The organism is Streptomyces spinoverrucosus (assembly GCF_015712165.1).
Classification (GTDB): domain Bacteria; phylum Actinomycetota; class Actinomycetes; order Streptomycetales; family Streptomycetaceae; genus Streptomyces; species Streptomyces spinoverrucosus_A.
This window is the reverse complement of the sequence record NZ_JADPZX010000001.1, coordinates 6,653,774-6,675,064: the sequence shown is the minus strand read 5'-3', so window position 1 is coordinate 6,675,064 and position 21,291 is coordinate 6,653,774. Positions and strand designations below refer to the sequence as shown.

General features: G+C 72.9%; 20 protein-coding genes and 1 riboswitch. Of the genes, 11 read left to right on the top strand and 9 right to left on the bottom strand.

Going from position 1 to position 21,291, the window contains the following annotated elements; all coding sequences use genetic code 11:
- Positions 1 to 213: 213 nt before the first annotated feature.
- From I2W78_RS30310 to I2W78_RS30300, 3 genes are read left to right on the top strand one after another with little or no spacing between them, the layout of a single operon-like run.
- Positions 214 to 1,251, top strand: coding sequence for an AAA family ATPase (locus tag I2W78_RS30310; RefSeq protein ID WP_196463426.1), 1,038 nt, complete (start codon positions 214 to 216; stop codon positions 1,249 to 1,251).
- Positions 1,251 to 2,627, top strand: coding sequence for a DUF58 domain-containing protein (locus I2W78_RS30305; RefSeq protein WP_196463425.1), 1,377 nt, complete (start codon positions 1,251 to 1,253; stop codon positions 2,625 to 2,627). The genes I2W78_RS30310 and I2W78_RS30305 overlap by 1 nt, the downstream gene beginning before the upstream one ends.
- The gene (locus I2W78_RS30300; RefSeq protein ID WP_196463424.1) at positions 2,624 to 5,122 is read left to right on the top strand and encodes a transglutaminase family protein; all 2,499 of its coding nucleotides are present in this window, start codon (positions 2,624 to 2,626) and stop codon (positions 5,120 to 5,122) included. Before I2W78_RS30305 ends, I2W78_RS30300 begins: the two co-directional genes overlap by 4 nt.
- Before the next feature lie 167 nt (positions 5,123 to 5,289).
- On the opposite strand, the gene I2W78_RS30295 is transcribed toward I2W78_RS30300, so the two are convergent.
- The 3 genes from I2W78_RS30295 to I2W78_RS30285 form a co-directional block, all read right to left on the bottom strand.
- Positions 5,290 to 5,685, bottom strand: coding sequence for a DUF3040 domain-containing protein (locus I2W78_RS30295; RefSeq protein WP_196463423.1), 396 nt, complete (start codon positions 5,683 to 5,685; stop codon positions 5,290 to 5,292).
- Positions 5,686 to 5,961: 276 nt separating this feature from the next.
- Positions 5,962 to 6,732 carry a class I SAM-dependent methyltransferase gene (locus tag I2W78_RS30290; protein WP_196463422.1) on the bottom strand — a complete coding sequence of 257 codons (771 nt, stop codon included), beginning with the start codon at positions 6,730 to 6,732 and terminating at the stop codon, positions 5,962 to 5,964.
- 239 nt (positions 6,733 to 6,971) lie between these two features.
- A complete protein-coding gene (locus I2W78_RS30285) occupies positions 6,972 to 7,490 on the bottom strand; it encodes an SAV_6107 family HEPN domain-containing protein (RefSeq protein WP_196463421.1) in 519 nt (172 codons plus the stop codon).
- A gap of 196 nt (positions 7,491 to 7,686) precedes the next feature.
- Here I2W78_RS30285 and I2W78_RS30280 point away from each other — a divergent pair, with 196 nt between their 5' ends.
- The 5 genes from I2W78_RS30280 to I2W78_RS30260 all read left to right on the top strand — a co-directional run bounded on the left by I2W78_RS30280 (position 7,687) and on the right by I2W78_RS30260 (position 14,051).
- Entirely contained in the window at positions 7,687 to 8,589 is a 903-nt protein-coding gene (locus I2W78_RS30280; protein WP_196463420.1) for an ATP-binding cassette domain-containing protein, read from the top strand.
- The gene (locus I2W78_RS30275; RefSeq protein ID WP_196463419.1) at positions 8,561 to 10,645 is read left to right on the top strand and encodes a YhgE/Pip family protein; all 2,085 of its coding nucleotides are present in this window, start codon (positions 8,561 to 8,563) and stop codon (positions 10,643 to 10,645) included. Before I2W78_RS30280 ends, I2W78_RS30275 begins: the two co-directional genes overlap by 29 nt.
- Positions 10,646 to 10,695: 50 nt before the next feature.
- The gene (locus I2W78_RS30270; protein ID WP_196463418.1) at positions 10,696 to 11,325 is read left to right on the top strand and encodes a TetR/AcrR family transcriptional regulator; all 630 of its coding nucleotides are present in this window, start codon (positions 10,696 to 10,698) and stop codon (positions 11,323 to 11,325) included.
- Between the two features lie 422 nt (positions 11,326 to 11,747).
- Positions 11,748 to 12,362 carry a DUF4126 domain-containing protein gene (locus I2W78_RS30265; protein WP_196463417.1) on the top strand — a complete coding sequence of 205 codons (615 nt, stop codon included), beginning with the start codon at positions 11,748 to 11,750 and terminating at the stop codon, positions 12,360 to 12,362.
- 195 nt (positions 12,363 to 12,557) lie between these two features.
- Positions 12,558 to 14,051: a phytoene desaturase family protein gene (locus I2W78_RS30260; RefSeq protein ID WP_196463416.1), complete on the top strand. Its 1,494-nt coding sequence runs from the start codon at positions 12,558 to 12,560 to the stop codon at positions 14,049 to 14,051.
- A 31-nt stretch (positions 14,052 to 14,082) separates the two neighbouring features.
- Here the strand turns inward: I2W78_RS30260 and I2W78_RS30255 are convergent, their stop codons facing one another.
- From I2W78_RS30255 to I2W78_RS30230, 6 genes are all read right to left on the bottom strand, one after another.
- The gene (locus I2W78_RS30255) at positions 14,083 to 15,021 is read right to left on the bottom strand and encodes an SCO2102 family sporulation regulator (RefSeq protein ID WP_196463415.1); all 939 of its coding nucleotides are present in this window, start codon (positions 15,019 to 15,021) and stop codon (positions 14,083 to 14,085) included.
- A 56-nt stretch (positions 15,022 to 15,077) separates the two neighbouring features.
- Positions 15,078 to 16,001, bottom strand: a complete 924-nt coding sequence (gene metF / locus I2W78_RS30250) for a methylenetetrahydrofolate reductase [NAD(P)H] (protein WP_196463414.1) — start codon at positions 15,999 to 16,001, stop codon at positions 15,078 to 15,080.
- Positions 16,002 to 16,120: 119 nt separating this feature from the next.
- A complete protein-coding gene (gene thiE, locus I2W78_RS30245; RefSeq protein WP_196463413.1) occupies positions 16,121 to 16,777 on the bottom strand; it encodes a thiamine phosphate synthase in 657 nt (218 codons plus the stop codon).
- 136 nt (positions 16,778 to 16,913) lie between these two features.
- Positions 16,914 to 17,279 (bottom strand): Rv2175c family DNA-binding protein, encoded by a 366-nt coding sequence (locus I2W78_RS30240; RefSeq protein ID WP_196463412.1) that lies wholly within the window; start codon positions 17,277 to 17,279, stop codon positions 16,914 to 16,916.
- A 77-nt stretch (positions 17,280 to 17,356) separates the two neighbouring features.
- Positions 17,357 to 18,574 carry an NAD(P)/FAD-dependent oxidoreductase gene (locus tag I2W78_RS30235; RefSeq protein ID WP_196463411.1) on the bottom strand — a complete coding sequence of 406 codons (1,218 nt, stop codon included), beginning with the start codon at positions 18,572 to 18,574 and terminating at the stop codon, positions 17,357 to 17,359.
- 31 nt (positions 18,575 to 18,605) lie between these two features.
- Entirely contained in the window at positions 18,606 to 18,956 is a 351-nt protein-coding gene (locus tag I2W78_RS30230) for a hypothetical protein (RefSeq protein WP_196463410.1), read from the bottom strand.
- 52 nt (positions 18,957 to 19,008) lie between these two features.
- Positions 19,009 to 19,120, top strand: a riboswitch (TPP riboswitch).
- On the opposite strand from I2W78_RS30230, the gene thiO reads away from it, so the two are divergent.
- The 3 genes from thiO to I2W78_RS30215 all read left to right on the top strand — a co-directional run bounded on the left by thiO (position 19,118) and on the right by I2W78_RS30215 (position 21,281).
- Positions 19,118 to 20,284 (top strand): glycine oxidase ThiO, encoded by a 1,167-nt coding sequence (gene thiO, locus I2W78_RS30225; RefSeq protein WP_196463409.1) that lies wholly within the window; start codon positions 19,118 to 19,120, stop codon positions 20,282 to 20,284. (Overlaps the previous riboswitch by 3 nt.)
- Positions 20,281 to 20,481 carry a sulfur carrier protein ThiS gene (gene thiS, locus I2W78_RS30220; RefSeq protein ID WP_196463408.1) on the top strand — a complete coding sequence of 67 codons (201 nt, stop codon included), beginning with the start codon at positions 20,281 to 20,283 and terminating at the stop codon, positions 20,479 to 20,481. Before thiO ends, thiS begins: the two co-directional genes overlap by 4 nt.
- Before the next feature lie 2 nt (positions 20,482 to 20,483).
- Positions 20,484 to 21,281, top strand: coding sequence for a thiazole synthase (locus tag I2W78_RS30215; RefSeq protein WP_196463407.1), 798 nt, complete (start codon positions 20,484 to 20,486; stop codon positions 21,279 to 21,281).
- The last annotated feature ends 10 nt before the right edge of the window (positions 21,282 to 21,291 follow it).

The following is a 21,291-nucleotide window of genomic DNA, read 5'->3' as shown; positions in this document are numbered from 1 at the left end:
ATTCCCGGCCGCAGGGCGGAACAAAATGGCGTAAGACCCGACATATCGCGGCCAGTTGTCCACAGTCGAGTGACACGAATCGGTAACGGCAGCAAGAATGCGGGTGGTGGCGTCGCGCGGAACTTTTCACGCGTGGTGTCCGTGTTTCGGGGTGGGCCGGATACGCATCGCAGAGCGTCGGCCCGTAAGCAAGAACGGGCCGAGGAGGGCCGGGTGACGACCTATGACGATCGAGCGAGCCTCACTGATCTGACTGCCACTGTGGATCGGGTCCGCAGTTCGGTGGAGGAAGTGATCGAGGGCAAGCCCGAGGTCGTGCGGCTTTCGCTGACCGTGCTGCTCGCCGAGGGGCACCTCCTGATCGAGGACGTCCCCGGGGTGGGCAAGACGATGCTCGCCAAGACGCTGGCGCGGTCCATCGACTGTTCGGTGCGGCGCATCCAGTTCACGCCCGACCTGCTGCCCTCGGACATCACCGGTGTGTCCATCTGGGACCAGCAGCGCCGGGACTTCGAGTTCAAGCCGGGCGCGATCTTCGCCCAGATCGTGATCGGCGACGAGATCAACCGCGCCTCGCCCAAGACCCAGTCCGCGCTGCTGGAGTCGATGGAGGAGCGCCAGGTCACCATCGACGGGCAGACCTACGAGCTGCCCAGCCCCTTCATGGTGGTCGCCACGCAGAACCCGGTCGAGATGGAGGGCACCTACCCGCTCCCCGAGGCCCAGCGCGACCGCTTCATGGCCCGCGTCTCCATCGGCTACCCGAGCCCGGAGGCCGAGCTGCAGATGCTCGACGTGCACGGCGGGGTGAACCCGCTGGACGACCTCCAGCCGGTGGCGCACGCGCACGACATCGTGAAGCTGATCGAGGCGGTGCGCGGCGTCCACGTCGCCGACACCGTCCGGCGGTACGCGGTGGACCTGGTCGCCGCCACCCGCACCCACCCCGACCTCAGACTCGGCGCCTCCCCGCGCGCGACGCTGCACCTGCTGCGCGCGGCGAAGGCGGCGGCGGCCCTCAGCGGCCGGGAGTACGCCCTGCCGGACGACGTGCAGGCCCTCGCCGTGGCCGTGCTGGCCCACCGCCTGCTGCCCACCGCCCAGGCCCAGCTCAACCGCCGCACGGCGGAGCAGGTGGTCCAGGAGATCCTGCAGCAGACGCCGGTGCCCGCGACGCCCCAGCAGAACGCCTTCGGCGGCCTGGGCCACGGCGGCCCGGCGTACGGTCAGCAGCCGCCCCGGAGGCTGTGATGACCAGCCCGGCGGGACCCGAGCCCGCCGACGCCGACCGGGGCGACAAGGGCGGCGTGCGTACGGCCCTGGCCGGCCTGACCACCCGGGGCCGCTCGTTCCTGGCCGCCGGAGTCGCCGCCGCCGTCTGCGCCTACGTCCTCGGCCAGAGCGACCTGCTCCGGGTCGGACTGCTACTGGCGGTGCTGCCCCTGGTGTGCGCCACCGTGCTGTACCGCACGCGCTACCGGGTGGCCGGCAGCCGCAGGCTGTCCCCCGCGCGCGTGCCCGCCGGTGCCGAGGCCCGGGTGCACCTGCGGATGGACAACGTCTCGCGGCTGCCCACCGGCCTGCTGATGCTCCAGGACCGGGTGCCGTACGTACTCGGCCCCCGCCCCCGTTTCGTGCTCGACCGCGTCGAGCCGGGCGGCCGCCGCGAGGTGTCCTACCGCGTCCGCTCCGACCTGCGCGGCCGCTATCCGCTGGGCCCGCTGCAACTGCGCCTGACCGACCCGTTCGGGATGTGCGAGCTGACCCGGTCCTTCTCGACGTACGACACCCTGACGGTGATCCCGCGCGTGGAGCCGCTGCCGCCGGTGCGGCTGGCCGGCGAGGCGACGGGGTACGGCGACGGGCGGCTGCGCTCGCTCGCGCTGGCCGGCGAGGACGACGTGATCCCGCGTGGGTACCGCTACGGCGACGACCTGCGCCGCGTGCACTGGCGCTCCACCGCCCGCTACGGCGAGCTGATGGTGCGCCGCGAGGAGCAGCCGCAGCGCTCGCGCTGCACGGTGCTGCTGGACACCCGGGGCGCCGCCTTCGAGGGTTCGGGCCCGGACTCGGCCTTCGAGTGGGCGGTGGCGGGCGCCGCGTCCGTGCTGGTGCACATGCTCGAACGGGGCTTCTCGGTACGGCTGTTGACGGACACCGGCAGCTCGGTGCCCGGCGAGGGCGCGGACGGCTTCGCGGGCGCGAGCCAGATGTCGGCGGACGCGGCCGGGCTGATGATGGACACCCTCGCGGTGATCGACCACTCCGACGGTACGGGCCTGTCGCGGGCGTACGACGTGCTGCGCGGCGGGCACGAGGGGCTGCTGGTGGCCTTCTTCGGCGACCTCGACGAGCCGCAGGCCACGGTGGCCGCCCGGATGCGCCAGCGCACGGGCGGCGCGGTCGCCTTCGTCCTGGACAGCGGGGACTGGGTGCGGGAACCGACCGATGTGCCCGGGCCGTTGGACGGGAAGGAGGAGCGGCTGCGGATGCTGCGCGAGGCCGGCTGGACGGTCGTGCGCGTGCCGCGGGGCGCCTCCCTGCACGATCTGTGGCGCCAGGCGGAGCGTGAGCGCACGGGCGTCGTGACGGCGAGCGGTACGACCGGTGGGGAGGGGCGGTCATGAGCGGGCAGGCACGGATGGCGCTGTGTGCCACGGCGGCGACGCTGATGGCCGCGTGCGCCCTGCTGCCGCTGGTCGATCCGGCCACCTGGATTCTGCAGGCGGCCGTCCTGCTGGCGATCCAGACGGCAGTGGGCGCGACGGCCCGGCGGGTGCCGCTGGCCCGCCCGCTGACGGTGGCGGTGCAGGCCCTGGTCACGCTGCTGCTGCTGACCTTGGTCTTCGCCCGGGAGTACGCGATCATCGGGCTGATCCCGGGCCCCGAGGCCTTCGTGCACTTCGCCGACCTGCTCCAGCAGGGCACCCAGGACGTCGGGCGGTACGCCATCCCGGCTCCGCTGTCCCCGGGCATCAGGCTGATGCTCGTCGGCGGTGTCCTGGTGATCGGGCTGGCGGTGGACGTGCTCGCGGTGACCTTCCGCAGCGCGGCCCCGGCCGGGCTGCCGCTGCTCGCGCTGTACTCGGTCGCCGCGGGGCTGTCCGACGGCGCCGGCGGCTGGGTGTGGTTCCTGATAGCTGCGGTCGGCTATCTGATGCTGCTGCTCGCCGAGGGCCGCGACCGGCTGGCGCAGTGGGGCCGGGTGTTCGGCGGCGCGCCGCGCGCCTCAGGCGACGGCGAGCCGGGCGGTCCGGTGGCACCGGTTCGTACGGGGCGGCGGATCGGCGTGGTCGCGCTGGGCACAGCCCTGGTCGTGCCGCTGGCCCTGCCCGCGATGAACGGCGGTCTGCTGGACGGCGCCGGGACGGGCGCCGGCTCGGGCAGCGGCGGCGGTGGCACGATCTCCGCGGTGAACCCGCTGGTGTCGCTGCGCGACAGCCTGAACGTGGACGAGGACCGCACGGTCATGACCCTGCGCACCAGCACCAACGACCTGTCGGGCATGTATCTGCGGATCGTGTCCCTGGACGACTTCGACGGCACCACGTGGAAGCCCTCCCGGCGGAACATCATCGCGGTGCCGGACGAGTTCCCGACACCCCTCGGGCTGGGCCCGGACGTCCGCCGCGCCGAGGTCCGCACCCGTATCGCCGCCGCCGACTGGTACGGGCAGGACTGGCTGCCCATGCCCTACCCGCCGAGCGACGTGAGGATCGACGGCAACTGGCGGTACGAACCGGTGGGCATGACCCTCGTCGGCGACCACGGCCAGACCACCCGCGGTGCCGGCTACGAGGTGACCAGCCTCGATGTGCAGCCAACAGCGGAGCAGCTAGCCTCGGCGCCGGAGCCGCCCTCCGCGCTCGAGCGCGAGTTCACCCAGGTGCCGGACTCACTGCCGGGGGTGGTGTCGCGGCAGGCCCGCGAGATCACGGCCGGCGCGAAGAATCCGTACGAGCAGGCGGTCAAGCTCCAGGAGCACTTCGCCCTGACCGGCGGGTTCCAGTACGACACCGAGGTGGAGGTCGGCAGCGGCTCCCAGGCGATCGCCCGCTTCCTGCGGGACAAGCGGGGCTTCTGCGTGCACTTCTCCTTCGCGATGGCGTCGATGGCCCGCACGCTCGGCATACCGGCCCGGGTCGCGGTGGGCTTCGCACCCGGTACGCCGCAGGGCGACGGCACGGTGACGGTGGGGCTCAGGGACGCGCACGCCTGGCCCGAGCTGTACTTCGAGGGCGTGGGCTGGACCCGTTTCGAGCCGACGCCGAACCGGGGCACGACCCCCTCGTACACCCAGCCCGAGGTGCCGGGCAGCAGCATTCCCGAGCTGCCGGAGGCCTCGAGTTCGGCGGACCCGGCCCCTTCGGCGGAGCCGTCCACGAGCGAGAGCTGCTCGGCGCAGGACAAGCGGCTGGAGGCTTGCGGCGCTGCGCTGCCGCTGGACCCGGGCACCTCGGACGACGAGGGCCGCCCCTGGTACCAGACGGCGGGCTGGACGCTGCTCGCCGTCGCGGTGATCGTCCTGCCGCTGCTGCCCATGCTGTGGCGGATCAGACGGCGGTCGGTGCGGCTGGCCTCGGCCCGGCACACCGGCTCCGCGGTACAGGGTGAGCTCGGCCGGGGACGCGACGGTGCGGGCGGCAGCGACGGCGTCGAGGTGGCCACGCTCGACGTGGAACTGGACGAGCGGCATGTCGCCGAGCTGGCCGCCGGGCATGTACTGGCCGTCTGGCGCGAACTCACCGACACCGCCTGGGACTACGGCATCGCGCCGGACGACGCGCTGACCCCGCGCAAGGCGGCCGCGCGGATCGTGCGGCTGGGGCAGCTGGACGAGCCGACGACCCGGTCGGTGCACCGGGTGGCCGGTGCTGTGGAGCAGGTGCTGTTCGCGCCGAATCCGCGAGCGGAGTCCGGGCTGGCCGACGACGTCCGCCGACTGCGGTCGGCGCTGCGCTCCCGGGCCGGCTGGCGGACCCGGATCCGGGCGGTCGTGGCACCACGCTCGGCCATCCGCGCGGTGTGGGACCTGAGCGACCGCTGGACGGCCGCGAAGGCCCGCGTGGCGACCGGCTGGGCCGCTCTGCTGCGCCGGCCGTCCGGTCAGCAGAGCGGCTGAGGCGGCTGAGGTCGGAGACAGACAGGGCGAGGGGGCCGGTGTCCGGACACCGGCCCCCTCGCCTGTTCCGGCGGCTTACGTCCCGACCGGGTCACGGCATGCGTGAGGGGTTACCGCCCGCCGGGCGGTAACCCCTCACGTACGTCAATGGGAGCTGTGGGTGGGAATCAGTGGCCCTGCTGCTCGTCGCGGCGTCGCTGCCAGCGCTGTTCGATACGGTCCATCATCGAGCGCCGCTGACGTCCCTGACGGCCGGCGGGCGGACCACCCGCAGCGGGCTGCTCGCCCGGCTTGGGGGCCTTGCGCCAACCGGTCACGGCGAGTACCGCGCAGCCCAGCATGACCAGGAAGCCCACCACGCTGAGCCAGACCTGCTTGGCGACCATTCCGGCCATGAGGAGCGCGATACCTACGAGGAAGCCCGCGACCGCCTGGTAGACCCGTCGCCGGGTGTACGTACGCAGCCCGCTTCCCTCAAGCGCTGTCGCGAACTTGGGATCTTCGGCGTACAGCGCTCGCTCCATCTGCTCGAGCATGCGCTGCTCGTGCTCTGAGAGCGGCACGGAGTCCTCCTCATCGTGCAGTCGCCGGGGCGACCCGGGGGGTCCCTTCAGGATAGGCAGGGAATCGCCCCCGTGAAACCCGCCCCTCTGCGCCAATTGGCCAACCGGAACCCGCCATGGCCGGACCGGCCCGCTGAGGTTCACATTCCCCGGCAGCCGACCCGTCATGCCGGGCGGTCTCCCTCGATCATACGGCGGGAAGGGCCCGTTCGGGGGGCCTGTGGCGCACTCCATCCGCAACCAACGCGCTGATCAGCGCCGCGCCACAGCAGTCGCTCAGGCCCCGGCAGACGCTTGCGTTTCACCGAGCACATGAAGCTGCGTGGCCACGGCGTGAAACGCGGGCAGCTCGGCCGCGGCGGCCTCCAGCTTGAGCAGGGCGTCCATGGCGCCGGGCTCGGTGTCCACCAGCACGCCGGGGACGAGGTCGGCGAAGACCCGGACGCCGTGCACGGCGGTGACGGCGAGGCCGGCGCCCTCCACCAGGCCGGTGAGCTGCTCGGCGGTGAAGCGGCGCGGCATCGGGTCACCCGAGCCCCAGCGCCCGTTCGGGTCGTCGAGGGCCTGCTTGGCCTCCTTGAAGTGGCCCGCGAGGGCACGCGCGAGCACGGCGCCGCCCAGCCCGGCGGCGAGCAGGCTGAGGAGGCCCTCGGTGCGCAGGGCGGCCACCGCGTTGCGGACGCCTTCGGCGGGGTCGTCCACGTACTCCAGGACGCCGTGGCACAGCACCGCGTCGTAGCCGCCGCGCTCGACCACGTCGAACAGGCCGTGGGCGTCGCCCTGCACGCCCTTCACCCGGTCGGCGACGCCGGCCTCGGCGGCGCGGCGCTCCAGGGCGAACAGCGCGTTCGGGCTGGGGTCGACGACGGTGACCCGATGGCCGAGGCCGGCGACGGGCACGGCGAACTTGCCGCTGCCGCCTCCGGTGTCGAGGACGTCCAGCGACTCCCGGCCCGTGGCCTTCACCCGGCGGTCCAGGGCGTCCTGGAGGACCTCCCACACCACGGCGGTACGGAGAGAGGTGCGGGGGCGCATCGGGTCCGACACGGCAGTTGACTCCTCGGCGCGGCACCGCCCTCGTGCGGGGCGGAGCGAACGGGCTGCCTCCCCGGCCCGGGGTGCGGGAGGGAAGGCTTCAGGCGTCCTCCACCCTATTGCCTCCGGTGTGCCGACCGGTCACTGTGGTGACCGCATATCCCTCCTGACCATGAGTGGTTTGGACGTCTGGTGTGCCAGGTGCGTTGGATGCGTCATGTGCGTTCGGTGCGCTCCACACATCAGGTGAGTCAGCCCGCGTCCGGGCGGGGCGGCGGGAGGACCGGCTGGAGCACCAGCATCCGTTCGACGAGGCGGACGAACATCGCCACGTCCCGTATCAGGTCGTCGGCGTCCCGGCGGCTGGCCGCGCCCTGGATGCCCGCCTCGGCCCGGGCGCGGCGCCGGGCCCCCGAGGCGAACAGCGCGCTCCACTCGGTGAGCTCGGGTGCGATCTCGGGGAGCACTTCCCAGGCGCTGCGGATCCGGGCCCGGCGCCGGGGGTTGGACTCCGGGCGGCCCCGCGCGGCCAGCACGGCGGCGGCGGTGCGCAGGGCGGCGAGGTGGGCGGTGGCGTAGCGCTCGTTCGGCGTTTCGAGGACTGCTGCCTCTTCGAGCCCGGCGCGGGCCTGGGCGAGCAGGTCGAGGGCGGCGGGCGGGGCCGTGGCCCGGCGGAGCACGGGGTGCACGTCGCTCGCCGGGCCGGTCAGTGAGGGGGCAGGGCCGGTGGCGCGGCGCCGACGGGCGGCGGCTGCGGACGAGTTGGCCATGACGAACCTCCTGTCGTCTGTGTGACGGCACGCCCTCGCACGGGGGTGCCGTATGTGCCCATCGTGAGGTATGCCACTGACAATCCGTTCTGACCTGCGCTTTTGCTTCGATCGAAGGTTCGGGCTAGCTTTTGCACTGACCAGTCAGTTCAAATAGTTCCGTTCAGAAACACCTGGGGGCACTGTGGGGGGAACCGTGGCGGGACTCGCCGTCACCGCCCGCGACTTCGGGCTCAGGGGGCCCCGCGGCTGGGCCTTCCGCGGCATCTCCTTCGCCGCGGAGCCCGGCTCGCTGATCGCGATCGAGGGCCCGTCCGGATCGGGCCGTACGAGCCTGCTGCTCGCGCTCACCGGGCGGATGAAGGCGACCGAGGGGATGGCGGAGGTGGGCGACGCCCGGCTGCCGAAGCAGCTGGCGGCCCTGCGCCGAGTGAGCGCGCTCGCCCACGTCCCCGGTGTCACCGACCTCGACCCGGCCCTGACCGTCGGGGAGCACCTGCGTGAACGAGCGCTGCTGGAGCGCCGGTTCGGCGTCTCACTGCGGGGGCTGCTGCGACCGCGCGCCGAACGCGCGAAGGAGGCAGGGCTGCGGATCGACGCCGCCCTGAGCGACGCCGGACTGGACCGGGATGCCCTGCCCAAGGGCTCGCGGACCGCCGTGCGCGACCTGGAGCGCGTCGAGGCGCTGCGGCTGTCCGTCGCCCTGGCGCTCGTCGGGCGCCCGCGGCTGCTCGGGGTCGACGACACCGACCTCAAGCTCTCCGACGCCGAGCGGGGCGAGGTCTGGGCGCTGCTGAGGTCCCTCACCGAGGCCGGGACGACGGTGGTGGCGGTGTGCAGCGAGGCGCCGGGGGACGCCGTGGTGGTGTCCACCGAGCGGGCCGGGAGCGACGTACCGGAGAAGTCCGGGGCCGACGGCCTGCGCGAAGGCGACGACGAGGACGCGGACCCCGGGGGCGCCGGCGGCGGTGCGTCGGGCGAAAGGGCCGACGAGGAAAACGAGGACGACGAGGACGACGAGCCCGGCCGGGACGGCCTGGCGGTCCACGACGATGCGAAGGAGGCGGCGGATGCGTTCGCCGAGGCTGGCCGCGCTTGAGCTGCGGCGGTTCGGCCGGGGGAAGCTGCCCCGGGCCGCCCTGGTGGCGCTTCTGCTGCTGCCGCTGCTGTACGGCGCGCTGTACCTGTGGTCCTTCTGGGACCCGTACGGCCGCCTCGACCGGCTCCCGGTGGCGCTGGTGAACGACGACAAGGGCGCGACCGCCGGCGGGAAGAGGGTCGATGCGGGCGACGACATCGTGGCGGGGCTGCGGGACAGTGAGGTCTTCGACTGGCACGAGGTGAGCGCCGAGGAGGCGCTTGCGGGGGTCGAGGACGGCACGTACTACCTGTCGCTGACCATGCCGGCCGACTTCAGCAGGCGCATCGCCTCCAGCTCGGGCGACGCCCCCGAGACGGGCGCGCTTCAGGTCCGTACGAACGACGCGAACAACTACATCGTCGGGCAGATCTCGCGGACGGTGTTCAGCGAGGTGCGCACGGCGGCGTCCACGAAGGCGTCGCGGTCCTTCCTGGACCGGATCTTCATCTCGTTCTCCGACATCCACGGCGAGACGGTGAAGGCGGCCGGCGGGGCCGACAAGCTCAAGAACGGCATCGGTACGGCCGAGAAGGGCTCCAAGGACCTTGCCGACGGGCTGAAGGACGCCAAGGACGGCAGCGGGGACCTGTCCTCGGGGCTGACGAAGCTCACCGAGGGCGCGGGTGATCTGCAGGACGGTTCGGCACGGGTCGCGGAGGGTACGCAGGCGCTCGCCGACCAGGTCAACGGCATCGCGGACAAGCTGGGGCCCTTCCTGAAGGACAACGAGAAGACCATCGGTGACACGGCGCGGCTGGTCGCCGACTCGTCGGCGGCGATCCGCGACAACCTCGACGCGCTGGTGAAGCGGGCTCCGGGCGCCGCCAAGGGAGCCCATCTGGCCGCCGACACGCTGAGCGAGATCCACGAGAGGCGCTGCGAGACCCCCGTACTGCCCGACGCGGCCTGCTCCGACCTGGAGAAGGCCATGGACTCGGCCGCCGACGTGGCGACGATCGCGGACGACCTCAACACGGTGATCAGCGACTACGACGGCGACCTGGACAAGCTCGACGGGCATCTCGCCACCCTTGAGGAGCAGGCCCGGGCTCTCGCCAAGGACGCCCCGCACCTCTCGGAGGACCTCGACGAGGCCGTAGCGAAGATCAACAAGTTGAACGAGGGTGCCGGGAAGGTCGCCGAGGGCGCCAAGGCTCTGCACTCGGGGCTGGGCACCGCCCGGACCGGCGCGGTGGACCTCGACGAGGGCGTCGGAGAGCTCAAGACGGGCGCGGACGACCTCAGTGGGGGCATGTACAAGCTCGTGGACGGCTCGGTGAAGCTCGCGGACGGGCTGCACGAGGGCGCCGAGCAGATCCCCGACTACGACGAGCGGGAACGCGACGCGCGGACGGAGGTCATGGCGGACCCGGTCCAGCTGGCCTCCAAGTCCCTGCACAAGGCGCCCAACTACGGCACCGGTTTCGCCCCGTACTTCATCCCGCTGTCCCTGTGGGTGGGCGCGATGGTGGCGTACATGCTGATCCCGCCGCTCAACCGGCGGGCGCTGGCCGCCGGAGCGTCGGCCTGGCGGATCGCGCTGGCGGGCTGGCTGCCGGTGCTGGCGATCGGCGTGCTCCAGACGGTGGCCCTGATGTCGGTGCTGCACTGGGCGGTCGGCCTGGAGATGGCGCGGGCGGCCGGGACGGTGGGCTTCCTGTTCCTGGTGACGGCGTGCTTCGCGGCGATCGTCCAGTGGCTGAACGCACGCTTCGGCGCCGCCGGCCGGATCCTGGTGCTCGCCCTGCTGATGCTGCAGCTGACGTCCGCGGGCGGCACGTACCCCGTGCAGACCAGCCCGGGCTTCTTCAACGCGCTGCACCCGTACCTGCCGATGAGCTACATCGTCGAGGCGCTCAGGAGGCTCATCACGGGTGGTGGCCTCGGTCCCGTGTGGCACGCGTGCGTGGTGCTCGCCGCGTTCACCGTGGGCGCCCTCGCGCTGACCGCGCTGTCGGCCCGCCGCCGCCAGGTGTGGACGCTGGACCGGCTGCATCCGGAGCTGAGCCTGTGAGCTCCTCTGCCACGCCCTACAGGGAAGCGGTTCCTGTGACAATCAGGGCCATGGAAAGCAGCAGCGCCACATCGGGGGCCAGTACGCGCCGCGAGGCGACCCGGCAGAAGCTCTACGAGGCGGCCGTCACACTCATCGCGGAACAGGGCTTCTCCGCGACCACGGTGGACGAGATCGCCGAGCGGGCCGGGGTCGCCAAGGGCACGGTGTACTACAACTTCGCCAGCAAGTCCGTCCTCTTCGAGGAACTGCTGCGGCACGGCGTGGGCCTCCTGACCGCCTCCCTGAGGGAAGCGGCCGAGCGGACGGCGAAGGACGGCGGCACCAAGGTGGCGGCGCTGGACGCGATGATCCGGGCCGGGCTCGTCTTCATCGACCGCTATCCGGCCTTCACGCAGCTGTACGTGGCCGAGCTGTGGCGCACCAACCGGGCCTGGCAGTCCACGCTGCTGGTGGTCCGGCAGGAGGCGGTGGCGGTCGTCGAGGACGTGCTGCGTGGGGGGATCGAGAACGGTGAGTTCAGCGAGGAGATCGATGTGCCGCTGACGGCGGCGGCGCTGGTCGGGATGGTGCTGGTGGCGGCGCTGGACTGGCAGGCGTTCCAGCCGGAGCGTTCGCTGGACGACGTGCACGCGGCGTTGTCGCGGCTGTTGCAGGGGCGGGTGAGCGGGCGTCCGTGAGCGGCGGTTCCGGCGCCGGCGGATGAGGACCCACCCCGGGAGGGAGCCTCGGCAAACGGAAAGCGCCGGTCCGGGTTGTGGCCGCGTCCCCCGCGGGCCACGCCGGACCGGCGCTTCCCTGTGCTCCCCCGTTGTCCCCCGTTCCCCCCGTTGGGCCCCCGTTCGGTCGTCCCTCCCCCGGGATCCCCCGTGTCTCGCTCCCGCCGACCTGAGCCGGCGGAAGGAGCGGTCCAGGGCCGCGCCGTTCCGCCGCCCCGTGTCGGCGGTGCCGGCGCGGGGCCCCTTTCCGTGCCTCCACTCTCTCGTTCGCGCAGGTCGGGCCCCATCCGCGCGCGTACTCATCTCCCCGCCTAGGTACGGATACTCAGTCCTGCGCGCTCGCCCCCAGGACGCGCCGCCGCCCGCTGGTTACGATCGCGTCCGTGTCCGTACTCCCCCTCGTCTTCACCAGCGGCTGGGCCAGCGGCGTCAACGCGTACGCCGTGGTGCTGCTGCTCGGCTTCTTCGGTGCGACGGGACTGAGCGACGAGGTCCCGGAGGCCCTGCAACGCCCCGAGGTGCTCATCACTGCGGGCGTGCTGTTCCTGTGCGAGGCGGTCGCCGACAAGATCCCGTACGTCGACTCCGTGTGGGACTCCGTGCACACGGTGATCCGGCCGGCCGCCGGCGCGTGGGTCGGGGCGCTGCTCGCCGGACAGAGCGGTTCGCTCTCCGATCTGGCGGCGGGCGCGATCGGGGGTTCGACGGCGCTGGCCAGCCATGCGGTCAAGGCCGGGACGCGGATGGCGGTCAACTCCTCGCCGGAGCCCTTCAGCAACGTGATCATCAGTGTGGCCGAGGACCTGGGCGTCGGCGGCCTGGTGACGTTCGCGATCTTCCACCCGGAGGCGGCGGCGATCATCGCGGCGACGCTGCTGGTCATCGGCCTGACCGCCCTGTACTTCCTCGCCTCCCGCATCCGCCGCTTCCTGCGCCGCAGAGCGCAACGCCGGGAGGAACGACGACTGGCGGGACGGGCGGGGTGGCCACCGGGCTGAGGCTGCGGGGCGGAGAAGCGGCGCCGTCAACAGGCCCAGGGCTGAAGCCGGCGCCGGCTCAAGGACTGCGGGCGGCGCAGAAGCCTCCGTCAACGGGCCGGCGGCACGGCCGCCCAGGAGACCGTCGTCGCCGTGAACCTCGCTGGTCACAGGCCCGGACACGGACTGTCAGTGGCGGCCGATAAAGTCGCACGCATGGCACGGATTGCGGTGATCGGCGCTGGGATGGGCGCCATGGCGGCTGCCGCGCGGCTGGCCGTGGCGGGCCACCGGGTGGCGGTGTACGAGCGCACGGAGACGTACGGCGGGGCGGTGCGGCGGCTGGAGCGGGACGGGTTCGCCTTCGACACCGGCCCCGGAGTGCTGCCGTTGCCCGCGGTCTGGCGGGACCTGTTCCTCAAGACCGGCAAGGAGCCGCTGGAGGCGTGCGTCGAGCTGACGCAGGTCGATCCGTCGGCCCGGCACCTCTTCGCGGACGGCACCGAGGTGTCCCTGCCGAACGCCTCGCGCGCGGGCGTGGTCACCGCCCTCGACGAGGCGCTGGGCTCGGGTGCGGGCGCCCGCTGGGGCGACTTCCTGGTGCGGGCCCGTGAGGCCTGGGACCGGACGCGCCGACCGCTCCTGGAAGAGCCGCTGTGGCCCAACTGGGAGGTGCTGGCCGAGCGCGAGCCCTACCCCGCGGTCCCGCACAAGCGGCTGCTGCGCACCCGCCGGGCCGGCACGCTCGCCGAGGTCGGCGCCTGGGAGCTGCGCGACGCCCGGCTGATCGCCCTGCTGGAGAGCCACGCCCTGGCCTACGGCCTGGACCCGCGCGTCGCACCGGCGAGCGCGGCCGTGCTGCCGTACATGGAGCACGCCTTCGGCACCTGGTACGTAAGCGGCGGCATCCGGGAGCTGGCCCGCGCGGTGTACGAGCGTTGCCTCGCCCGCCGGGTCGAGTTCGGCTTCGGTACCGAGGTCGCCCGGGTGCTGGAGAAGGACGGCCGAGCGGCGGGCGTGGAGCTCGCCGACGGCAAGCTCGCGGAGGCGGACTTCGTGGTCGCCGGTGCCGCGCCCGGCGCACTGCCGGACATGCCACCGCGGGCCACCGGCGAGATCCCGCCCCAACGCGGGCTGCCCAGCCGCCTGACGGTGCTGCTGGCGCTGCGCGGCTCCCGCCCGGCGGGGACACCGCACCGGACGGTGGTGCACGCCGAGGACCGGGACGGCGAGTTGGAGTTCCTCTTCGGCACCGGGACCGGGACGGCGACGACACCGCGTCCCACGGTCACGGTCCTGCGCCCCGACGACCCGCGACTGGTCCCGGACGCCGATCACGAGGCGGTCACCCTGACGACCACCGTCCCGGCCTCGACCCCGTCGGAGGCGTGTGCCCACCACGCCGAAGCCATGATCACCGCCGCCGAGCGCGCGATACCCGACCTCCGCTCCCGCCTCCTGTGGCACGAGGCTCGCACCCCGGCCCACATCGCCGAGGCGACCGGCGCGGAGGGCGGAGCGGTCCCGGCCCCGGCTCTGGCGGCGGCCGGGGGCAGGCTGCTGCACCCGTCCAACAGCAGCGCACTGCCCGGCCTGTTCGTGGCCGGCGGCTGGTCGCACCCGGGCGGCGGCCTCCCGCACGCCGGGATGTCGGGCGCGCTGGTCGCGGGGCTGATCGTGGAGGGTCCGGACTTCCGCGGCTCTCAGTGAGAAGCCGACGGCTCACTCAGCGCTCAGGGACTCAGAACCGGTACCGCTCGTCGTACCCGTTCCCCTGCTGCGCCTGACCGTCTTCCTGATAGGGATACGACTGCTCGGGCGGCAGCTCGCCGCCGTACGGATCGTCGGCGTTGCGCTGCTGCGGCACCCACACACCCCCGGACGGGGTCTCGCCGCCGTAGCCGCCGTTGGCGTACTGGTCCTGGCCGTAGCCCTGCTGGCCGTACTGCTGGTCGTAGCCGGTGTCGTACGACCCACCGCTGTAGGTCTGGGTGCCGATGTACGGGTCGGAGTAGGCCGCGTACTGCTGCTGGCCGGTGGTGTCGTAGCCGTACTGCTGCTGGCCGTAGGTGGAGTAGCCGTCGTAGGCGTAGGTCTGGTCGGCGGCCTGGGCGGCCGTCGCGTACTGGTCCTGGCCCTGGGCGGCGTAGGCGCCGGTGTCGCCGTACACGCCGTACGAGCCGGTGTCGTCGGGCATCGGCTGCGGCTCGTACACGGCGGTGGTCTCGGCGGCCGTGGGCGCGGCAGGGCGGGCCGGGGTGAAGACGTCGTCGCGGTCGTAGTCGTCCTGACCGTACGCGGCGCCGCCCTGCTCGTACTTGGCGCCGCCGTCGCCGTAGTCGGCCGCCTGGAGGTCGGAGACCTCAAGGGTCGGGTCCTGGTGGTCCGGCTCACCGCGGCGGCGCTTGCTGCCGCCCAGGCCCGGACGGCCGGTGACCGCCCAGCCGGCGGCGAAGCCACGGCGGAACGACAGGGTGACGTAGGTCTGCCCGACCGCGAAGGCGGCCGCGCCCAGTCCGATCACGATGACGGACGGGATCAGTACACCGACGACGACACCGAGGAAGCCGACGAACGCCAGCAGCCGCCAGCGAAGCCGTGCCTTGTACTGCAGCAGGACCTCGCCGAGCAGCCACAGCGCGACGATGCCGAACGCGATGTAGAGGACCGTCCAGCCCATGTACGCCCCTCTCCCAGTGGCCGCTACGCAGTGTGTCGTATGAGCGTGCGACCGGTCTAGGCCCGCGGTGGGTGGTGCAGGCCCAGGTTCTCGTAGATTTCCAGGGTCGCCGTGGAGTTGTTGAGCGTGATGAAGTGCAGACCCGGCACTCCCTCCGCCAGCAGCCGTGCGCAGAACTCCGTGGCGAACTCGATCCCAATGGAGCGTACAGCGGACGGATTGTCTTTCGCTGTGAGGATCCGCTCTTTCAAGGTGGACGGAATGTGAGCGTTGCTGAGCTGCGGCAGCCGCTCCAGCATCCGAACGCTGGTCACCGGCATGACCTCGGGGATGACCGGCGTCTCGCAGCCCGCGGCGGCCACTCGGTCACGCAGTCGAAGGTAGGACTCAGGCTGGAAGAACATCTGTGTGATCGCGTAGTCGGCACCGGCCCGGCACTTGTCGACGAAGTGCCGGGCGTCCGTGTCCCAGTCGGCGGAGCGCGGGTGCATCTCCGGGAAGGCCGCGACGCCTACGCAGAAGTCGCCCGACTCCTTGATGAGCCGGACGAGGTCGGCGGCGTAGGTCAGACCCTTGGGGTGCGGCACCCACTCGCCCATGGGGTCGCCGGGCGGGTCGCCGCGCAGGGCGAGCATGTTGCGGATGCCGGCGTCGGCGAACTGGCCGATCACGTTGCGCAGCTCGCCGATCGAGTGATCGACGGCGGTGAGGTGCGCGACCGGGGTGAGCGTGGTGTCGGCGACGATCTGCTGCGTCTCCTTGACCGTGCTCGCGCGCGTGGAACCTCCGGCGCCGTATGTCACGGAGACGAAGTCGGGGGCCACCGCCTCGACCCTGCGCAGCGCGTTCCACAGGCTGCGCTCGCCCTTGGCGGTCTTCGGCGCGTAGAACTCGAACGAGTACGTCGTCTTGCCGGCGGCGAGCATGTCACGCACGGTGCGCGCGCGATCAGTCCTGGTGGATGCGGTTCCGAGGGCCATACGGGCAGGTTAGCCAGGGGCTGCCGGTCCCCCAACCGGACGCCGGAAATTTGCCCGAATTGTCGGCTTGTTGTCCACCCCTTGGACAAGGCGACTCCGGTAACCGGCTGAAGTCGGCCTCACACCCCTCGCAGCCGCTTCGCGAACTCCCCCGCCGCCGCGCCCGGGTCGTCCGCCTCGGTGATCGCGCGGACGACGACGACCCGGCGGGCGCCCGCTTCGAGGACCTCGTCGAGGTTGCCGAGGGCAATGCCGCCGATGGCGAACCAGGGGCGGTCGGTGCCCAGCGCGGCCGTGTGCCGGACCAGGTCGAGGCCGGGGGCGTGGCGGCCGGGCTTGGTGGGGGTCGGCCAGCAGGGGCCGGTGCAGAAATAGTCCACGCCCTGCTGGACGGCCGCCGCCTCGGCCTCGGACTCCGCGTGGGTCGAGCGGCCTATGAGGATGTCGTCGCCGAGGATCGCGCGGGCCGCGGGGACCGGGAGGTCGCCCTGGCCGAGGTGGAGCACGTCGGCGCCGGCGGCGTGGGCGACGTCCGCGCGGTCGTTGACGGCGAGGAGCTTGCCGTGCCGGGCGCAGGCGTCGGCGAAGACCTTGAGGTGCTCCAGCTCCTCGGCGGCCTCCATGCCCTTGTCGCGCAGCTGCACGATGTCGACCCCGCCGGCCAGGACCGCGTCCAGGAACTCGGGCAGGTCGCCCTGGCGCTTGCGGGCGTCCGTGCACAGGTACACACGGGCGTCGGCGAGGCGGGCGCGAGCGGTGGCGGCGGTGTCGGACATGCGTGGGTCCCCCCGTGGATCGGTACCTCTGGGTGTCACTGTCGGTGGCGTACGGGCCGCGCCGGGCGCGGTCGCCCCGGGCCGTGGCCCGTGGACCGCGGCCCGTACGCCGGACGGTTGCTCGTGTCGGCCGGTGTCAGACGGCGAGCGCCTGGGCCCGCCGCTTCACCTCCGTGCCGCGATTCTCGCTCAGCGCCTGCGCGGGCGTGCCGGGCAGGGTCGGGTCGGGGGTGAAGAGCCACTCCAGCATCTCTTCGTCCGTGAAGCCGTCGTCCCGCAGGAGCGTCAGGGTTCCGGACAGGCCCTTGACGACCTTGTCTCCGTCGATGAAGGCGGCGGGGACGTGCAGCGCGCGGTTCTCACCGCGGCGTACGGCGATGAGCTGGCCCTCCTTGACCAGCTGCCGCACGCGCGTCACCTCGACATCGAGCATTTCGGCGATGTCGGGGAGGGTGAGCCAGGCGGGGACGAGAGCATCGATCTTTGCGTCAATCTCGGTCACGGGAACAAGCCTGCCATCCCGCACTGACAGTCGGAAGTCAGCCCCGCCCGCCGACCCTGCCCACCTGCGAGAACGCGCTACGCCGTGGCCGCCTTCAGTGGGCGTGCCGGGTCGGACAGCAGCTGTGGGTCCATCGTCGTCGCGGCCTCGATCAGACGTCGGCCCTGCGCGAGGTCCCGCGGGCGGCCCACGGCCAGCAGTGCCACCAGCCGGCCCTCGCGCAGCCAGCACACCGACCAGGCGGGCCCGGCCGGGTCACCGCGCCACACGGTGGCGTCGGCGGCCGTGTGGTGTCCGGCGTACTGGACGAACCGCCCGAACTGCTCGGACCAGAAGTACGGCACCGGGTCGTAGACCGCCGGCGCCTCGCCGACGATGTTCGCCGCGACCGTGCGGGGGCCCTGCAGGGCGTTGTCCCAGTGGTGCACCATCAGCCGCTCGCCATACCGTCCCGAAGGGAAGGACGCGCAGTCGCCGACCGCGTAGACGTCCGGCGCCGAGGTGCGCAGGTGGTCGTCGGCCACGACCTCGCCGTACCGGCCGAGCTCGATGCCGGAGCCGGCGAGCCAGCGCGTGGCGGGCCGGGCACCGATGCCGACCACGACGGCGTCGGCCGGCACCCGGGAGCCGTCGTCCAGGACCACCGAACCGGGCTCGACGCGCTGCACGCGCGCGTGGGTGCGCAGTACGGCGCCGCTGTCTGCGTACCAGGCGGTCATCGGCGCGGCCACCTCGGCGGGCAGGGCCCCGGCGAGGGGGCGGTCCGCGGCCTCCACGACGGTCACCGCGCAGCCCGCCTCCCGGGCGGCCGTGGCGAACTCGGCGCCGATCCAGCCCGCGCCGACGACCACGATGTCGTGCTGCCGGGCGAGCACCGGCCGCAGCCGTTCGGCGTCGTCGAGGGTGCGCAGCAGATGCACCCCGGGGACGCCCTCCACGCCCGGCAGGGTGACGGGTTCGGCGCCGGTGGCGAGGACCAGCACGTCGTAGGGCACGGGCCCGGCCTCGGTGTCCAGCTCGTGATCACCGGGGCGGACGCCGGTCACCTCGCGCCCGAGGTGCAGGTCGATGCCGAGCGCCTCGAAGTCGACGTCGAAGGCGGAGCCCTCGGCCGTGCCGAGCAGGACGGCCTTGGACAGCGGTGGCCGGTCGTACGGCTGGTGGGGCTCGGCGCCAATCAGCGTCACGGTGCCGGTGAAGCCCTGCTCCCGCAGGGCGACGGCGGTCTGCACCCCGGCCATTCCCGCGCCCACGACGACCACCCGCCGTGCCCCTGCCCTCGTCTGCTCGCTCACCTGATCACCATAGACACTGACAGATTGTCAGTCAGGGGGCGGACTCAGTGACCTGCTCCACAACACTGGTTCCGCTGCCCGCCTGCGACTCCCACTCCCAGGCCTCCTCCAGTCGCACCCGCCCGTCCGGCAGTGCCACGACCGTCGACACACAGTGCCCCGAGGACGTCGTCCCGTCCTGCTTCAGCTGCACGTACCGGAAGTCCAGCCGGTCGCCCTCCCGGGTCCCCACCAGGTACCCGCGCACGACATCCCCACCCGCGTACTCGGCCCAGATCTCGCCGCCCTTCTCGTGGTACGTGAACCGGGTGCGTGTCCCCACCTGCCCCGGCGCCTGGTCGGCGACGGGGGCGAGGACGAGGCCGTCGAGTGAGCGGGGCATGACAGCGGACTCCCTTACAGAGGCGCGGCGGCAAGGGCTAGGGTGGCCACCGTAAAGCACTCGCGGGAGCCCGGACGCACCGGGCTGAGAGGGAGGCTGGCGGCCTCCGACCGTACGAACCTGATCCGGGTCATGCCGGCGAAGGGAGGGGCTGGACGCCCGTGTCGTCTTCCACACGTACGTCAGACGTCCTCGTCATCGGGGGCGGAATCATCGGCCTGGTCACGGCCTGGCGAGCCGCGCAGCGCGGACTCGCCACCACGGTCGTGGACCCCGAACCGGGCGGCGGGGCCGCCCAGGTGGCGGCCGGCATGCTGGCCGCCGTCACGGAACTGCACTACGGCGAGGAGACCCTGCTCGGTCTGAACCTCGCCTCGGCCCGTCGCTATCCGGACTTCGCGGCCGAGCTCACCGACCTGACCGGCCACGACCTCGGCTACCGCCAGTGCGGCACGCTCGCCGTCGCGCTGGACGCCGACGACCGCGCCCATCTGCGCGAACTGCACGCCCTGCAACGGCGGTCGGGGCTCGACTCCGAGTGGCTGTCGGGCCGGGACTGCCGCCGCCTGGAGCCGATGCTCGCGCCCGGTGTGCGCGGCGGGCTGCGGGTCGACGGCGACCACCAGATCGACCCTCGGCGACTCGCGGCGGCCCTGGTCGCCGCGTGCGAGCGGGCGGGCGTGGTCCTCCACCGGGAGTGGGCCGAACGGCTGCTGGTCGTCGGGGAGCGGGCGGCGGGAGCCGTCACGCGCGCGGGGGCCGAGTTGACCGCCGGGCAGGTGGTGCTGGCCGCGGGGAGCCTCAGCGGCCGGCTGGCGGGCGTCCCGGACGCCGTACTGCCGCCCGTGCGGCCGGTGAAGGGGCAGGTGCTGCGGCTGACCGTACCGCCGCGCCACGCGCCGTTCCTGAGCCGCACCGTGCGCGCGGTGGTGCGCGGCAGCCATGTCTACCTGGTGCCGCGCGAGAGCGGTGAGCTGGTCGTCGGCGCCACCAGCGAGGAGCTGGGCTGGGACACCACGGTCACCGCCGGGGGCGTGTACGAGCTGCTGCGCGACGCGCACGAGCTGGTCCCCGGCCTCACCGAGCTGCCCCTGACGGAGACCCGGGCCGGACTGCGCCCCGGCTCCCCCGACAACGCGCCCCTGCTGGGCCCGACCGAACTGGACGGCCTGCTGCTGGCCACCGGCCACTACCGCAACGGCGTCCTGCTCACCCCGGTCACCGGCGACGCCATGGCGCACGCCCTGACCACCGGTGAACTCCCGGAGGTGGCCCGTCCCTTCACGCCGAAGCGCTTCAGCGCCGCACTCACGGAGCAGCCCGCATGATCATCTCCGTCAACGGGGAGCCCCGCCGGATCGCCGACGGCACGGCTCTCGACGCCCTCGTCCGCACCCTCACCCCGGCACCCTCCGGGGTGGCCGCCGCCCTCAACGAAACCGTCGTCCCGCGCGCGCAGTGGCCGGCCACGCCCCTGTCCGAGGGGGACCGTGTCGAAGTCCTCACCGCCGTCCAAGGAGGCTGACCATGGCCGACGATCCCTTTGTCCTCGGGGGTACGACCTTCACCTCCCGGCTGATCATGGGCACCGGCGGCGCGCCCAGCCTCGACGTGCTGGAGCGGTCGCTGGTCGCCTCCGGGACCGAGCTGACCACGGTGGCGATGCGGCGTGTGAACCCCGATGTGCACGGCTCGGTGCTGTCGGTGCTGGACAAGCTCGGCATCCGGGTGCTGCCCAACACGGCCGGCTGCTTCACCGCCGGTGAGGCGGTGCTGACCGCCCGCCTCGCGCGCGAGGCGCTGGGCACGGAGCTGATCAAGCTGGAGGTCATCGCCGACGAGCGCACCCTGCTGCCGGACCCGATCGAGCTGCTGGAGGCGGCGGAGACCCTGGTGGACGACGGTTTCACGGTGCTGCCGTACACCAACGACGACCCCGTCCTGGCGCGCAAGCTGCAGGACGTGGGCTGCGCCGCGATCATGCCGCTCGGGTCGCCGATCGGCTCCGGGCTCGGCATCCGCAACCCGCACAACTTCCAGCTGATCATCGAGCACGCGCACGTGCCGGTGATCCTGGACGCGGGAGCCGGTACGGCGTCGGACGCGGCGTTCGCGATGGAGCTGGGGTGCGCGGGTGTGATGCTCGCCTCAGCCGTCACCAGGGCACAGGAGCCGGTGCTGATGGCGGCCGCCATGAGGAACGCGGTGGAGGCGGGGCGGCTGGCCCGGCTGGCGGGGCGTATCCCGCGGCGGCACTTCGCGGAGGCCTCGTCGCCGGTGGAGGGGATGGCCGCGCTGGATCCGGAGCGGCCCGCTTTCCAGTGACCCCGCGCGT

Coding starts and splice junctions, on each gene's coding strand:
- I2W78_RS30305 (WP_196463425.1), top strand. CDS start 1,251: ATGACCAGCCCGGCGGGACCCGAGCCCGCCGACGCCGACCGGGGCGAC.
- I2W78_RS30300 (WP_196463424.1), top strand. CDS start 2,624: ATGAGCGGGCAGGCACGGATGGCGCTGTGTGCCACGGCGGCGACGCTG.
- I2W78_RS30285 (WP_196463421.1), bottom strand. CDS start 7,490: ATGGCCAACTCGTCCGCAGCCGCCGCCCGTCGGCGCCGCGCCACCGGC.
- I2W78_RS30275 (WP_196463419.1), top strand. CDS start 8,561: ATGCGTTCGCCGAGGCTGGCCGCGCTTGAGCTGCGGCGGTTCGGCCGG.
- I2W78_RS30270 (WP_196463418.1), top strand. CDS start 10,696: ATGGAAAGCAGCAGCGCCACATCGGGGGCCAGTACGCGCCGCGAGGCG.
- I2W78_RS30260 (WP_196463416.1), top strand. CDS start 12,558: ATGGCACGGATTGCGGTGATCGGCGCTGGGATGGGCGCCATGGCGGCT.
- I2W78_RS30255 (WP_196463415.1), bottom strand. CDS start 15,021: ATGGGCTGGACGGTCCTCTACATCGCGTTCGGCATCGTCGCGCTGTGG.
- metF (WP_196463414.1), bottom strand. CDS start 16,001: ATGGCCCTCGGAACCGCATCCACCAGGACTGATCGCGCGCGCACCGTG.
- thiE (WP_196463413.1), bottom strand. CDS start 16,777: ATGTCCGACACCGCCGCCACCGCTCGCGCCCGCCTCGCCGACGCCCGT.
- I2W78_RS30230 (WP_196463410.1), bottom strand. CDS start 18,956: ATGCCCCGCTCACTCGACGGCCTCGTCCTCGCCCCCGTCGCCGACCAG.
- thiS (WP_196463408.1), top strand. CDS start 20,281: ATGATCATCTCCGTCAACGGGGAGCCCCGCCGGATCGCCGACGGCACG.
- I2W78_RS30215 (WP_196463407.1), top strand. CDS start 20,484: ATGGCCGACGATCCCTTTGTCCTCGGGGGTACGACCTTCACCTCCCGG.